Annotated in this window: 13 protein-coding genes; 9 read left to right on the top strand and 4 right to left on the bottom strand. The window is 70.6% G+C overall.

Going from position 1 to position 14,407, the window contains the following annotated elements; all coding sequences use genetic code 11:
• The first annotated feature begins 21 nt into the window (after window positions 1-21).
• Window positions 22-1,875 (top strand): dihydroxy-acid dehydratase, encoded by a 1,854-nt coding sequence (gene ilvD, locus ACFY1E_RS05215; RefSeq protein WP_389071685.1) that lies wholly within the window; start codon window positions 22-24, stop codon window positions 1,873-1,875.
• 49 nt (window positions 1,876-1,924) lie between these two features.
• Here ilvD and ACFY1E_RS05210 read toward each other — a convergent pair whose 3' ends face one another.
• Window positions 1,925-4,039: a serine/threonine-protein kinase gene (locus ACFY1E_RS05210; RefSeq protein ID WP_389071683.1), complete on the bottom strand. Its 2,115-nt coding sequence runs from the start codon at window positions 4,037-4,039 to the stop codon at window positions 1,925-1,927.
• 182 nt (window positions 4,040-4,221) lie between these two features.
• Here ACFY1E_RS05210 and ACFY1E_RS05205 point away from each other — a divergent pair, with 182 nt between their 5' ends.
• The 4 genes from ACFY1E_RS05205 to ACFY1E_RS05190 all read left to right on the top strand — a co-directional run bounded on the left by ACFY1E_RS05205 (window position 4,222) and on the right by ACFY1E_RS05190 (window position 6,665).
• The gene (locus tag ACFY1E_RS05205; RefSeq protein WP_389071680.1) at window positions 4,222-4,548 is read left to right on the top strand and encodes an SH3 domain-containing protein; all 327 of its coding nucleotides are present in this window, start codon (window positions 4,222-4,224) and stop codon (window positions 4,546-4,548) included.
• A gap of 194 nt (window positions 4,549-4,742) precedes the next feature.
• Window positions 4,743-4,913, top strand: coding sequence for a hypothetical protein (locus ACFY1E_RS05200; protein ID WP_389071678.1), 171 nt, complete (start codon window positions 4,743-4,745; stop codon window positions 4,911-4,913).
• 43 nt (window positions 4,914-4,956) lie between these two features.
• Complete coding sequence (locus ACFY1E_RS05195) at window positions 4,957-5,460, top strand: EamA/RhaT family transporter (RefSeq protein WP_389071675.1); 504 nt, start codon at window positions 4,957-4,959, stop codon at window positions 5,458-5,460.
• Between the two features lie 434 nt (window positions 5,461-5,894).
• On the top strand, window positions 5,895-6,665 hold the full coding sequence (locus tag ACFY1E_RS05190; protein ID WP_389071673.1) for a class I SAM-dependent methyltransferase: 771 nt from the start codon (window positions 5,895-5,897) through the stop codon (window positions 6,663-6,665).
• Here ACFY1E_RS05190 and ACFY1E_RS05185 read toward each other — a convergent pair.
• Complete coding sequence (locus ACFY1E_RS05185; protein WP_389071671.1) at window positions 6,629-8,062, bottom strand: SulP family inorganic anion transporter; 1,434 nt, start codon at window positions 8,060-8,062, stop codon at window positions 6,629-6,631. The two genes, ACFY1E_RS05190 and ACFY1E_RS05185, sit on opposite strands and share 37 nt — an antisense overlap.
• 249 nt (window positions 8,063-8,311) lie before the next feature.
• Between ACFY1E_RS05185 and ACFY1E_RS05180 the strand changes: the two genes are divergently transcribed.
• The 3 genes from ACFY1E_RS05180 (at window position 8,312) to proC (ending at window position 10,998) form a co-directional block, all read left to right on the top strand.
• On the top strand, window positions 8,312-9,109 hold the full coding sequence (locus ACFY1E_RS05180) for an ABC transporter ATP-binding protein (protein WP_389071668.1): 798 nt from the start codon (window positions 8,312-8,314) through the stop codon (window positions 9,107-9,109).
• On the top strand, window positions 9,106-9,897 hold the full coding sequence (locus tag ACFY1E_RS05175) for an ABC transporter permease (protein WP_389071666.1): 792 nt from the start codon (window positions 9,106-9,108) through the stop codon (window positions 9,895-9,897). Before ACFY1E_RS05180 ends, ACFY1E_RS05175 begins: the two co-directional genes overlap by 4 nt.
• Window positions 9,898-10,185: 288 nt before the next feature.
• On the top strand, window positions 10,186-10,998 hold the full coding sequence (proC, locus tag ACFY1E_RS05170; RefSeq protein WP_389071664.1) for a pyrroline-5-carboxylate reductase: 813 nt from the start codon (window positions 10,186-10,188) through the stop codon (window positions 10,996-10,998).
• A gap of 197 nt (window positions 10,999-11,195) precedes the next feature.
• On the opposite strand, the gene ACFY1E_RS05165 is transcribed toward proC, so the two are convergent.
• Window positions 11,196-11,783, bottom strand: a complete 588-nt coding sequence (locus ACFY1E_RS05165) for a cysteine hydrolase family protein (protein ID WP_389071662.1) — start codon at window positions 11,781-11,783, stop codon at window positions 11,196-11,198.
• 75 nt (window positions 11,784-11,858) lie between these two features.
• Here ACFY1E_RS05165 and ACFY1E_RS05160 point away from each other — a divergent pair, with 75 nt between their 5' ends.
• Window positions 11,859-12,890 carry a GlxA family transcriptional regulator gene (locus tag ACFY1E_RS05160; RefSeq protein WP_389071660.1) on the top strand — a complete coding sequence of 344 codons (1,032 nt, stop codon included), beginning with the start codon at window positions 11,859-11,861 and terminating at the stop codon, window positions 12,888-12,890.
• Here the strand turns inward: ACFY1E_RS05160 and trpS are convergent.
• The gene (gene trpS / locus ACFY1E_RS05155; RefSeq protein WP_389071658.1) at window positions 12,818-13,855 is read right to left on the bottom strand and encodes a tryptophan--tRNA ligase; all 1,038 of its coding nucleotides are present in this window, start codon (window positions 13,853-13,855) and stop codon (window positions 12,818-12,820) included. The genes ACFY1E_RS05160 and trpS overlap by 73 nt on opposite strands.
• Between the last annotated feature and the right edge of the window lie 552 nt (window positions 13,856-14,407).

Below are 14,407 nucleotides of genomic sequence, written 5' to 3'. Positions count from 1 at the left end.
ACTCTGAAGGAGCGAGCGACGATGCCCGAGCTGAGGTCCCGCACAGTCACCCACGGCCGCAACATGGCGGGCGCCCGCGCCCTTATGCGCGCCTCCGGTGTACCCGGCGCGGACATCGGCCGCAAGCCGATCATCGCGGTCGCCAACTCCTTCACGGAGTTCGTGCCGGGCCACACCCATCTGCAGCCGGTCGGCCGGATCGTCAGCGAGGCGATCACCGAGGCAGGCGGCATCCCGCGCGAGTTCAACACCATCGCCGTGGACGACGGCATCGCGATGGGGCATGGAGGAATGCTCTACTCGCTCCCGTCCCGCGACCTGATCGCGGACAGCGTGGAGTACATGGTCGAGGCGCACTGCGCCGACGCCCTGGTCTGCATCTCCAACTGCGACAAGATCACGCCCGGCATGCTGATGGCGGCGCTGCGCCTGAACATCCCGACGGTCTTCGTCTCCGGCGGCCCCATGGAGGCCGGCCGCGCCACCCTCGTCGACGGCACGGTCCGCACGCTCGACCTGGTCGACGCGATCTCGGATGCCGTGAACGACAAGATCTCGGACGAGGACATCCTCCGTATCGAGGAGAACGCCTGCCCGACCTGCGGCAGCTGTTCCGGCATGTTCACCGCCAACTCGATGAACTGCCTGACCGAGGCCATCGGCCTCTCCCTCCCGGGCAACGGCTCGGTCCTGGCCACCCACACGGCCCGCAAGCAGCTCTACGTCGACGCTGCCCGCACCGTCATGGACATCACCCGCCGCCACTACGAGCAGGACGACGACACGGTCCTGCCGCGCTCGATCGCGACCTTCTCCGCCTTCGAGAACGCGATGGCCCTCGACATCGCGATGGGCGGCTCGACGAACACGATCCTGCACCTGCTGGCCGCGGCTCAGGAGGCGGGCGTCCCGTTCGGCCTGGAGGAGATCAACGAGGTCTCGCGGCGCGTGCCGTGCCTGGCGAAGGTCGCTCCGAACGTCGCGAAGACCCGCACGTACTACATGGAGGACGTGCACCGCGCCGGCGGCATCCCGGCCCTGCTGGGTGAACTGCACCGGGCCGGTCTCCTCAACGAGAACGTGCACGCGGTGCACAGCCCGTCCCTGGCGGACTGGCTGAAGACGTGGGACGTGCGAGGCGGCTCCCCGTCCCCCGAGGCGGTGGAACTGTGGCACGCGGCCCCCGGCTGCGTCCGCTCCGCCGAGGCCTTCTCCCAGTCCGAGCGCTGGGAGGCGCTGGACGAGGACGCGGCGGAGGGCTGCATCCGCTCCGCCGAGCACGCGTACTCCAAGGACGGCGGCCTCGCGGTGCTCAAGGGCAACCTCGCCGTGGACGGCTGCGTGGTCAAGACGGCCGGCGTCGACGAGTCGATCTGGACCTTCGAGGGCCCGGCCGTCGTCTGCGAGTCGCAGGAGGAGGCCGTCGAGAAGATCCTCAACAAGCAGGTGACCGACGGCGATGTCGTGGTCATCCGCTACGAGGGCCCCAAGGGCGGCCCCGGCATGCAGGAGATGCTCTACCCGACGTCCTTCCTCAAGGGCCGCGGCCTCGGCAAGACCTGCGCCCTGATCACCGACGGCCGCTTCTCCGGCGGCACCTCTGGCCTCTCGATCGGCCACGCCTCCCCGGAGGCGGCCTCCGGCGGCACGATCGCGCTCGTCGAGGACGGCGACCGCATCCGCATCGACATCCCGAACCGCACGATCGAGCTCCTGGTCGACGAGGCCGAGCTCGCCCGCCGCGAGCAGGCCCTGGGCGGCGTGTACGCGCCCAAGAACCGGGAGCGCAAGGTGTCGGCGGCCCTGCGGGCCTACGCGGCAATGGCAACCAGCGCGGACAAGGGCGCGGTGCGGGACGTTTCGAAGCTGGGCTGAGCACTGCACTTCCGAGAGGGCCGTCCCCTGCGGGGCGGCCCTCTCCGCGTCACCAGTCCGAGGGCTTGCGGGCGTCGACGGCGAAGACGGTGCCGTCGGGGGCGGTGGCGTAGACGTGGCCGTCGGCGAGGACGGGTGCGGGGATGGTGTCCATCACCTGGTCCTGGTTCCTGCCCAGACGGGCCGGAGTCTGCCCTTCCAGGATCCCCTTGCGTGCGTCGACCGCGAGCAGCCGTCCGTCGGCGGCGCTGACGTAGACATGGCGGCCGTCGGAGACCGGTGCCGAACCCCGGCTCACCGAGGTCTCGATGGTCCACAGCTGCTTGCCCGTGCCCGTGTCCACGGCTTCCAGGGACCCGCCGGTGGCCAGCAGCTGGACCACGCCCTCGCGCACGCCGGCACGGGCACTCGTCAGGGGGAGGGAAAGCGCCGCTCTCCGCGCCGACCCGGACCGCGGGTCGTAGCGAACCACCGCCTGTGTGTCGCCGTAGACCCCGTCGACGGCCGTGAAGAAGACGAAGCCGCCCGAGGAGCCGCAGGGCTGCAGAGCGCCCTTCAGCCGGGCGTCCCACCGCACCTCACCCGTGACGGGATCCACGGCGCTGACACGCGTGTGCGCCCCGTCGCCGGAGACGCTCGCCAGGTACGCCAGCGGATCACCGGCGAAGGAGGAGAAGGCCAGCGCCTTGTGCCCACGTATCGCTCGGGACCACCTGGTGGTCCCGGACGCGCTGTCCACGCCGGTGACCGTGCCGTCCGCACGGACCAGCAGAAGCATGTTCCGCGCCGGCTGCACCGAGTCGTACGCCGGCACCTTCCGCTCCCAGCGCACCTTGCCCGAGGCAGGATCGAGCGCTTCCAGATGCCGGCCCCGGTCGGTGAGAGGCAGCTGCACGAGACCGCCCGACAGGACCGGCGGAGCGATCCAACGGGTCGTGTCGGTGCGGTGCCGCCACAGCAGACCGCCGTCCGAGGCGTCGAGGGCGAACACCAGACCGGGCTGGGCGCAGAGCAGCTTTCCCGCTCCGTACGAACACCTGACCGGCCCGGCGCCCCCGGACACGGGCTTCGCCGTCCACGCACGGAACCTCGCGGGGGATGCGGTGGGCGCCGTGCCGTGCGACGGGGCGGGTGCGTCACCGAGCAGTTGAACCGTGGTGAGCAGCCCACCTGCCACGAGCACGAGTGCCCCGGCCGCCAGCAGCACCTTCTTGCGCAGGTGCCGCTCGGACGGCCGCTGCGGCTCCGACTCCGGCTCCTCGACACGGGGTTCCGCAGACGGTGGGGCCTCGAGCGTCCGCCGCTGCGCCGGTATGAACGCCTGCGTGTCGTACGAGGCCGCGACCGACCGCAACTCCCGCATCAGTTCGTCCGGGGTGGGCCGGTCCTCGGGCTCCTTGGCGAGACAGCGCAACACGAACGGCGCCAGGTCCTTCGGTACGCCGGTCAGGTCCGGCTCGTCGTGCACGACCTGGTAGGCGACCACGTACGGACTGTCGGAGTCGAACGGGCCGCGGCCCGTCGCCGCATGCACCAGCACGGACCCGAGCGCGAAGATGTCGGCAGCCGGCCCGACCTCCCGGGGCCGACGGAACTGCTCGGGCGCCATGAACGGCGGCGTACCGATCAACTTCCCGGTCTCGGTCCGCAGTTCGCTGTCCTTTGGCCGAGAAATACCGAAGTCGATGACCTTGGGACCGTCCTCGGCGAGCAGCACATTGCTCGGTTTCAGGTCCCGGTGCACCACCCCGACCCGATGGATGTCGCGCAGTGCCTCGGACAGTCCCGCCATCAGCCGACGCAGCTGCGCCGGGGGCATCGGCCCGTTCCGCTTCACGTGTTCGGAGAGGGTCGGGCCCGGAATGAACAGTGTGGCCATCCACGGCCGTTCCGCTTCCGGATCGGCGTCGACGACGGAGGCCGTGAAGGCACCGCTCACCCGCCGAGCCGCCGCCACCTCCTGCCGAAAACGCCCTCTGAACTCGGGGTCCTTGGCGAACTCGGTGTGCACGACCTTCACCGCGAGCTTCATGCCGGAGGTGCTCCGCGCGAGGTGCACGACACCCATGCCGCCCGAGCCGAGACACGACTCCAGACGGTAGTGACCGGCGTACTCGGGAAGTTCCGCTTCCGCGCCCGCCCCGGTGTTCTGATGCGGCGCCATGGAACCACCCCCGTACTGTTCGTCCGCGCGCGCGACGCACGGAGCCTAGTCGATGACTCGTGCGATACGGAGGCGGCTTGCTAGCGTTCGCGTGCCAGTCGCGTACATGTGTTTCATGGCGTGTTTTAGGGGAATGAACGGGACCCCATGGCTTTCATGGGGCACAACGGGGGAGGTTTTTCATGTCTGTTGACCGCATCGAAGAGGCCGCGAGAGACGAGGGGGAGGCCGTCACGACGGCAGCCGCCGTGACGGCGTCCGTGCGCTACTACTCGGTGGCACCGGGCGTCCGCCTCAATGTCCGCAGCGGCCCGGGGACCCAGTACAGCATCGTCCGGATCCTGCCCGAAGGCGCGAAGGTCCCGATCTACTGCCAGACCCCGGGGACATCGGTGTCGGGTCCGTACGGCACCTCGAACATCTGGGACAACATCGACGACAGCCAGTTCGTCTCGGACGCCTACGTCCTCACCGGCAGCGACGGCTACGTGGCTCCGCGCTGCGGCTGACGCCCAACCTGAGGGATCCTGATGACTTCCCGTAGACGTAGATCTGCCCTTTTGGGGGGCGCCGCCGGTGCCCTTCTCATGGTGATGGGTTCGGCAGCCACGGCGGACGCGACGACCGTACCCACTTACCCGACGGCTCCAGGGTCCGGCTGAACGTTCGCAGCGGACCCGGCACGAACTACACCATCGTGCGGGTGCTGCCCGCGGACACGAGGGTCCCGATCTTCTGCCAGACCACGGGCACGACGGTCTCCGGCTACTACGGCACGTCGAACATCTGGGACAACATCGACAGCGGCGAATACGTCTCCGACGCCTACGTCAACACCGGCACCGACGGCTACGTAGCCTCCCGCTGCGGCTGATCCCCGAAGGGAGCCCGCGCCGCCCCGGAGCCATAATCGTCCCGTGAGCGACGAAACCGGCACCGACGGCACCGCGGGCTCCCCCGGCGGCCCCCGCCCAGAACCCCTGCGCTTCTTCGGCACCACCTGGGTGAACCACGACAGCGGCTACACATCCCGCCGCATCGGGGTGGCCGCCGGTTCCCTCCTGACCGCCGCCGCCTCCTGCGTGGTCCTCCGCCTCGCCTACCAGGGCCTCCAACTCGCCGACAGCGGCGCCTTCGTGACCGTCCTCGTCGTCGCCATGTTCGCGATCTGCAGCGCCCTCGCCTTCCGCAACACCTGGGACGGCTTCGGCAAGCGCCCCGACCCCGCCCGCCAGGCCTCCCTCCGCGGCCTCCTGGCCATCGGCTTCGTCGGCTCCCTGCTCGCCTACTTCTTCCGCTCCCTCACGGAGGCCCCCGGCGAAAAGCTCCACCGCGAGGAGTACGAGGCAGCCCTCACCCGACAGAGGAACCGCACCACCCGCCGCACAGGCAACCCGTCGAAGAAACGCCGCCGTTCCTGAGCGGTGCGTCTCCGCCGCGCCGCGGTTGGGCTGTTGGGCCTGTGGGCTCGGCTTGGCTGGAGGCCGATGGGTGGCTTCGGCTGGGGCTGGCTGACCTGCAGAGTTCGGCTCAGCCCGGGGCGATCGGCCGGGCGGTGCCGGGCTTGGTTCGGCCGGCGTCGATCGGCTGGGCGCTGCTGCTCTCGGCTCGGCCAGGTCAGGTCCGGTCCGGCCCGCGCCGCAGGGCCGCAAGCAGCGTCGTCGGCACGCGCACAAGGTTGCCGGATCGTCGAAGCCGCGGCTGTCATCGGCCGCCGCCCCGCGCTGCAGTCCGGCCCGCGGCCCCGAGCCAGGCGCCGCACAGCTCGGCGCGCAGCACAGACCACCCGCCGGAGCCTGGTTCTCTCACCGAAAACTCGCTGCCCCCTGCACCCAACCCACGCCACCATGGCCTCATGACCGCCCCCTCGCAGTCCACCCGCGCCCACTCCTTCAACGCCGCCGCAGCCCAGTACGCCGCCAACCGCCCCTCCTATCCACCGGCCCTCTTCGACGTCATCGAGGATCTGACCGGCCGGCCCATCCAGGGCGCCCGCGTCGCGGACATCGGCGCCGGTACGGGCATCGCGACCGCGCTTCTGGCTGCCCGCGGCGCGAACGTCGTCGCCGTGGAGCCCGGCGACGGGATGGCGGTCGAGTTCCGCCGCGCCCACCCCGGCCTCCCGATCGTCCGGGGCAACGGCAACGAGCTGCCGCTCGCCACCGCCTCCGCCGACCTCCTCACCTACGCCCAGGCCTGGCACTGGACCGAACCCGCCCGCTCGGTCCCGGAGGCCCTGCGCGTGCTGCGGCCGGGCGGAGCGCTGGCCCTGTGGTGGAACACCACCGACCTCGGCGTCCCGTGGCAGGCTGCCCAAGCCGGCCGCCTGGAGCGCCACTTCGGCATCAGGCGCGAGGTCGACCGGACCGGCAACGGAGCCCCCACCGCCCTCGCCGACCCGACCGGCACCCTCGACTTCACCCGCCGCCATGTCCGCTGGAGCCGCCCGGTCACCATCGACACGCACCTCGCCAACATCGGCAGCCACTCGGCGTTCCTCGTGCAGACCGAGGAACGCCGGGCGGCCATCCTCGGCGACGAACGCGACCACCTGCTCGCCGCCTTCCCGGACGGGATCCTGGAGGAGACCTACGTCGTCGACCTGCTCGTGGCGATCAACTCATGACCGCGCGCGGCGGCCCACCCCTCCAGGGCCGCCGCACACGCATGGTCCACATGCCGCAGCCCGCCCAACTCCAGCCGCACCTCCCGGTCGTGCGGCAGTGCGTCCAACGCGTCCAGCAGCTTCGGCAGCCGCAGGAACGTCGCATGCCCCAGCACCCGTACGACGATCCCCGCCTCTCCCCGGTCCTCGGTCTCCACATGCACATGGCTGATGTCCCACGCCGTCTTCGCCACGGCCAGCGTCAGCCCCACCAACACCCCCTCCAGCAGATTCCCCAGCACGATCGCCCCAGCCGTCACCGCCAGCACCACGACCTCCCCACGGTGCTCGCGCCACAGCACCCGCGCCTCCCGCACCGGCAGGAGCCTGCACCCGGCGTGCACCAGCAGCGCGGCCAGCGCCGCCACCGGAATCAGCCCGAGCACACCGGGCAGGACGACCGTGAACAGCAGCAGCCACCCCCCGTGCAGCACCCGAGAGGCCTTGGTCCGCGCCCCCGCCTGAACGTTGGCCGCGCTGCGTACGATCACCGCGGTCATCGGCAACGCTCCCAGCACCCCGCACACCGCGTTCCCCGCGCCCTGTGCCATCAGCTCCCGGTCGAAGTCCGTCCGCGGCCCCCGGTGCAGCCGGTCCACCGCCGCCGCGCTGAACAACGACTCCGCCGACGCGATCAACGCGAACGCCACAACGGTCCCGATCACCCCCACTTCCGTAAGCCGCCCGAAGTCCGCCGCCCCCGGCACCCGCACCGCATCGACGAGCCCCCGCACCTCGACCCGCCGCACATCCAGGCCGCACACCCCGGTCACGGCCGACACCACCGCCACCGCGACCAACGGCGCAGGCACCACCCGCGCACCCCTGCGCCAACGCGGCCACAGCAGCAGTACGGCCATAGTGGCACCCGCCACTGACAACGCCCCCGCATCCACCCGCCCGGGCAGCCACACCAGCCCGGCGATCTTCCCCGGCCCGCTCGCCGGCGCGGCCGCATCGCCCATCGCATACACCTGCCCGGCGACCAGCAGCAGCCCGATCCCGGCGAGCATCCCCTGCACCACGGCCACGGACACGGCCCGGAACCACCGCCCGAGCCGCAGCGCCCCGAGCCCCAGCTGCAGCAGCCCGGCCCCCAACACCAGCACGCCGAGCGCCTGGACGCCGTACGTGTCGACGGCCTCGTAGACGAGCACCGTCAGGCCCGCCGCCGGCCCGCTCACCTGCAGGCTGCTGCCGGGCAGCGCCCCGGCGACCAACCCGCCGACGATCCCGGTGACCAGCCCCAGCTCGGCGGGGACTCCGGAAGCGATGGCCACGCCCACACACAGCGGCAGCGCGACCAGGAAGACGACCAGCGAAGCGAACAGATCGGCCTTGCGTATGCGACAGCGCATGACAACAGCACCTCCATCGGTGAGGGGAGATGCGTGGGCGCCGAGCCGGGGGAGGGCACGGCGAAGTGAAATCCATTGTCAGGAACGGGAGTTGGTTCCGCATCCGGTTCGCGTTTCCGACCGGTGAACGCGGAGGCGCGCAGACCGGACTCTCCCCCTCCGATCGCGCCGCCACGCGCCTGCGCTGCCGAACGCACCCCCCGACGGAATCGCTTGACGGCGCTACCGCCCCGGAGCATTATTCATCGCATGATGAATTACTCCGAGGGCGGCACCGCGGACCCCCCGCCCCCCGCCGTCCGGGCCAAAGGCCTCACCGTCACCCGCGGGCCCCGCACCGTCCTGCGCGGCCTCGACTTCACCGTCCCGCGCGGCCAGATCACCGGCCTCCTCGGCCCCTCCGGCTGCGGCAAGTCGACCCTCATGCGCTCGATCGTCGGCACCCAGGCCAAGGTCACCGGCACCCTGGAGGTCCTGGGCAGCCCGGCCGGCCACCCCACCCTCCGCACCCGCATCGGCTACGTCACCCAGGCCCCCTCCGTCTACGACGACCTGACGGTCCGCCAGAACCTCGACTACTTCACGGCGATCCTCGCCCCGGGCCGCTCCACCTCCGACCGCCGCAGCGAGATCGACCGCGTCCTCACCGACGTCGACCTCACCTCCCACGCCGACGCCCTCGCCGGCAACCTCTCCGGCGGCCAGCGCAACCGAGTCTCCCTGGCGGTCGCCCTGCTGGGCGCCCCCGAACTCCTGGTCCTCGACGAACCCACCGTCGGCCTGGACCCGGTCCTCCGCCGCGACCTGTGGGCCCTCTTCCACTCCATCGCCGCCGACCGCGGCGCGACCCTCCTCATCTCCTCCCACGTCATGGACGAGGCCGAGCGCTGCCACCGCCTCCTGCTGATGCGCGAGGGCGAGATCCTCGCCGACGACACCCCCGAAGCCCTGCGCACCCGCACCGGCTCCGAAACGGTCGAGGCGGCCTTCCTGCACCTGGTCGACGAGGCGGCCACCGCCGCCCGCGAGAAGGAGACCACCCGATGAGCACGACGACCCCGACCGGTACGGCGACGACACCCGCCCCCACCGGTGCCCTGAACGCCTCCCGCACCGCCGCCACCGCGGCCCGGGTCCTGCGCCAGCTCCGCCACGACCCGCGCACCATCGCGATGATGATCCTCATCCCCTGCGTGATGCTGTTCCTGCTCCGCTACGTCTTCGACGGCAGCCCGCGCACCTTCGACAACATCGGCGCATCACTCCTCGGCATCTTCCCCCTCATCACGATGTTCCTGGTCACGTCCATCGCCACGCTGCGCGAACGCACCTCGGGCACGCTCGAACGCCTCCTCGCCATGCCCCTGGGCAAGGGCGACCTGATCGCGGGCTACGCCCTCGCCTTCGGCACCCTCGCGATCATCCAGTCCGCCCTCGCCACGGGCCTCGCGGTCTGGTTCCTCGGCCTGGACGTCACGGGCAGCCCCTGGCTGCTCCTCCTGGTCGCCCTCCTGGACGCCCTCCTCGGCACCGCCCTCGGCCTCTTCGTCTCGGCCTTCGCCGCCTCCGAATTCCAGGCGGTCCAGTTCATGCCGGCCGTGATCTTCCCCCAACTCCTCCTCTGCGGCCTGTTCACCCCGCGCGACAACATGCACCCGGCCCTGAAAGCGATCTCCGACGTCCTGCCCATGTCCTACGCCGTGGACGGCATGAACGAGGTCCTCAAACACACCGACATGACCGCCAACTTCATCCGCGACGCCCTGATCGTGGCGGGCTGCGCCCTGCTGGTACTGGGCTTGGGGGCGGCAACACTGAGGCGAAGGACGGCATGAACCTCGTCACCGCGGCCCGTTCCCTTTTCCTGGGCGGTCCGCATTGTCAGCCCGTCCGGCGTTTGAGGACGAGGCCGTTCAGGCCGATGGGGGGTGCAGGGGGCGGAGCCCCCTGGCGGGGTCGAAGGGGCGGAGCCCCTGGGGATGGGATGGGTAGGGGCGGCGGGGGCGAGAAACCCGACGGGGACCCACCCGCCAACGTCCCGCCCACCGGACACCCGAGCCACCCACCCACCCCCGGTGCGACGATGTACCCCGGACGACGCACCCCCGGAGGGCACCCCAGCCATGACCCAGAAAGTCGCAGTCCTCGGCACCGGAAAGATCGGCGAAGCCCTGCTCAGCGGAATGATCCGCGGCGGCTGGCCCCCCGCCGACCTCCTGGTCACCGCCCGCCGCCCGGAGCGAGCCGAAGAACTCCGCACCCGCTACGGCGTCACCCCGGTCACCAACCCGGAAGCCGCCAAGACCGCCGACACCCTGATCCTCACGGTCAAGCCGCAGGACATGGGCACCCTCCTCGACGAACTCGCCCCCCACGTCCCCGCCGACCGCCTGGTCATCAGCGGAGCCGCCGGCATCACCACCGCCTCCATCGAGGACCGCCTCGCCACCGGCACCCCGGTCGTCCGCGTCATGACGAACACCCCCGCCCTCGTCGACGAGGCCATGTCGGTCATCTCCGCCGGCAGCCACGCCACCGCCGACCACCTCGCCCACGCCGAGGAGATCTTCGGCGCCGTCGGCAAGACGCTGCGCGTCCCCGAGTCCCAGCAGGACGCCTGCACCGCGCTCTCCGGCTCCGGTCCGGCGTACTTCTTCTACCTGGTCGAAGCCATGACGGACGCCGGCATCCTGCTCGGCCTGCCCCGCGACAAGGCCCACGACCTGATCGTCCAGTCCGCGATCGGCGCCGCGACGATGCTCCGCGACAGCGGCGAACACCCGGTCAAGCTCCGCGAGAACGTCACGTCCCCCGCGGGCACGACCATCAACGCCATCCGCGAACTCGAGAACCACGGCGTCCGAGCCGCCCTCATCGCCGCCCTCGAAGCCGCCCGCGACCGCAGCCGCGAACTCGCCTCCGGCAAGAAGGACTAGTACCTGTCGTTCGGCTCCGCGCCGCCCGCCGCGGCAGCGGCTGACGTCACAGCCTCCTCCGCCTTGCAGCTGCACGCGCCCCCTCGGCTTTGCTCGAGCGGGGGGACCCCCATGACCCCGCTCTGGGCAGCCGGGAAGCGCCGTCAGCTACAGCGGACCTGACCCGAACGACAGACCCCAGCGCCCACCGGGGGCGGTCACCCCGCCGCGTCCACCACCTCCTTCGTGGCCACCACACGCGCAAAACCGCCCCCGTGCAGCGACACCGCCGACGCCTGCGCAACCTCGTCGGCACTCCGCCGCCAGCCGAACGGCCCCTCCAGATCGAAGGTGTACGTCGCGTCATACGCGACCAGCACGTCGTAGCCCAGATTGCCGCCCATCCGAGCCGTCGTCTCCACGCACATATTGGTCTGGATCCCGGCCACGACGAGCTGCGAAATCCCCTCCGCCTTCAGCCAGGCATCCAGATCCGGCGTCCCGTAGAACGCCGAGTTCACGCTCTTCGTGATCAACAGCTCGGCCCCACCGGCGCCCTTGCCGCGCCGCTGCTCCACGTACTCCTTGAACGCGTTCCCCTCGTACCCCGGCCGCAGCGGCGACCGGGGCTTCGGCGAGTCATGCCGTACGAAGACGACCGGCCGTCCCGTCACCTGCCACGCGTCGATGAGCGAAGCGATGTTGTCATCGGCCTCCGGGTTGTTCCGCGGCCCCCAGAAGTCGGCCTCGTCGAAGCCCTTCTGCACGTCCACGACCACCAGCGCTGCGTTCTCTGCGATCTCCATGCCCACGATCCTGCCGCCGGGAGCACCACCACCCCAGAGGGTGAAAAGCCAGCGATCGATGGTTTACTGCCACCCATGGGAAACGCGGAGAACGCAGCAGAGGACACATACCGCGTCGCCCTCGTCGCTTTCCCCGGCATCCGCGCCTTCGACGTCTCCGTCATCACCGAGGTCTGGGGCACCGACCGCACCGACCGTGGCGCCCCCGCCTTCGACCTGCGCCGGGTCGCCGCCGACGCCACCACCCCCGTCCCCATGCGCGGAGGCATGACCCTCCACCCCGACCGCACCCTCAGCTGGCTGTCCCGCGCCGACCTCATCGTGATCCCCGGCCTCGACGACCACCTCACACCCGCACCCACCCCCGTCCTCGACGCGCTCCGACGCGCACACGCCCACGGCACCACCATCGCGGCCCTCTGCGGCGGCGCCTTCACCCTCGCCCAGGCCGGCCTCCTCGACGGCCGCCGCGCCATCACCCACTGGAACCTCGTCAGCCTCCTCCGCGCACACCACCCCCAAGTCACCGTCGTCCCCGACGCCCTGTTCATCGAGGACCACAACCTCTGGACCGCAGCCGGCACCGCGGCCGGCATCGACCTCTGCCTCCACCTCGTCCGCCGGTCCCACGGCGCCGAAGCCGCAGCCACCATCGCCCGCTCGATGGTCACCGCCCCCTTCCGCACCGGCACCCAGGCACAGTTCATCGAGCACCCCACACCCCGTGCGGACCGCGACGCCGACACCCTCGCCGCCGTACGCGAGCACGCCCTGCGCCACCTGCACGAACCGCTCACCGTGGCCGACCTGGCCGCCCACGCAGGCATGTCCCCGCGCAGCTTCGCCCGCCACTTCACCGCGCAGACCGGCACGCCCCCGCTCCGCTGGCTCCTCGACCAGCGCATCGCCGCAGCGCAGAAACTCCTCGAACGCACCGACCTGCCCATGCCCGAAGTGGCCCGCCGCGCCGGCTTCGGCAGCGAGGTCACGATGCGCCAGCACTTCGCATCGCGCCTCGCCACCAGCCCGCGCGCCTACCGCGCAGCGTTCAGCACCACACCCGCACCGGTATCAGAAGCAGCCGGCAGCAACCCGATCGCGCGATAAGCGGCATCCACGGTCGGCCGGGCCAACGCCCGCGCCCTCTCCGCACCATCCCGCAGCACCCCCTCCACATAGCCAGGATCAGCGCACAGCGCCCTGTGCCTCTCCTGTACGGGCCTGAGGAGCTCGACCACGGCCTCTGCGGTGTCCTTCTTCAAGGACCCGTACGACTCATATACACCGCTCAAGGTCTCCGGGTTCCCACCCGTGCAAGCCGCCAGGATCTCGAGCAGATTCGTCACGCCGGGCCGTTCCTCCCTGTCGTACACGATCTCCCGCCCACTGTCGGTCACTGCGCGCATGATCTTCTTCCGCACCACGTCCGGCTCGTCGAGCAGATAGACGATCCCCGGCCCGCGGTCGTCCGACTTCCCCATCTTCGACGTCGGTTCCTGCAGATTCATGACCCGCGCCGCGACCGCAGGAAGCGTGGCCTTCGGCACCACGAACGTATGTCCGTACCGCTGGTTGAACCGCACCGCCAGATCCCGCGTCAGCTCCACATGCTGCGCCTGGTCGTCCCCCACCGGCACCTCGTCCGTCCCATACACCAGGATGTCCGCCGCCATCAGCACGGGATACGTCAGCAGGGACAGCCGCACACTCCCACCCCGCTCGCGCTCACGCGCAGCCTTCTCCTTGTACTGGATCATCCGCCGCATCTCACCGTCGGTCGCCACACACTCGAGGACGTACGACAGCCGCGCGTGCTCATCGACATGACTCTGTACGAACACGGTGCACAGCGCCGGATCCAGACCCACTGCCAGCAACAGCGTCGCCGCCTGCCGACTGAGCCTGCGCACCCGGGCCGGATCGTGGTCCACGGTCAGCGCATGCAGATCGACGATGCAGAACAGCGCATCCGCCCGGTGCTGGTCCACCGCGGCCCACTGCCGCATGGCTCCCAGGTAGTTCCCCAGCGTCAGGTGCCCGGTCGGCTTGATCCCGCTGAAAACCCGCGTCATCTCTTCTCCACCTCCTGGTCGAGACCGCCGTCCCGGCGGCCGACCCTCAGGAGCTCTGGAGGGAGAAACGAGAACGGCCGCCGAGGCGGCGGCCGTTGAACGCATACGTCAGTACGGCCGCCGTCAGGCGGCCCACCACTGCTGGGTACACGTACGCGTAGTCATGCCGTTCAGGGTACGCCTCCCGGGTGCCGCCGGGAGGCAAGTTGACACACCCCCGCGCGCTACGTAGTGTTCTCCGAGTTGTCCGACGTGAGCGCCGACTGCGGTCGGTCCCCGGACAGCCACTTCGCAAGTACCAACCACTACTCGACGACCAGTCGATCTGTCTGGCGTCGCTTTATTGGCATGCGTATTTGCGAAATGAGGAATCCACGTTCGAAAGGACGCGGACCCCGATTAGCTCGGGGGCCGGGAATCCGCTAAAGTCTCACTCGTCGGAACGGCCCAACGGCCAGGAGGACAGCCCCTCTGACTGGGAGTCAGGCCCGAAAGGATCTGATAGAGTCGGAACCGCCGGAAAGGGAAACGCGAAAGCGGGAACCTGGAAAG

Source organism: Streptomyces sp. NPDC001604, from assembly GCF_042893475.1.
Taxonomy (GTDB): Bacteria; Actinomycetota; Actinomycetes; order Streptomycetales; family Streptomycetaceae; genus Streptomyces.
This window is presented reverse-complemented; position numbering and strand designations above follow the sequence as displayed.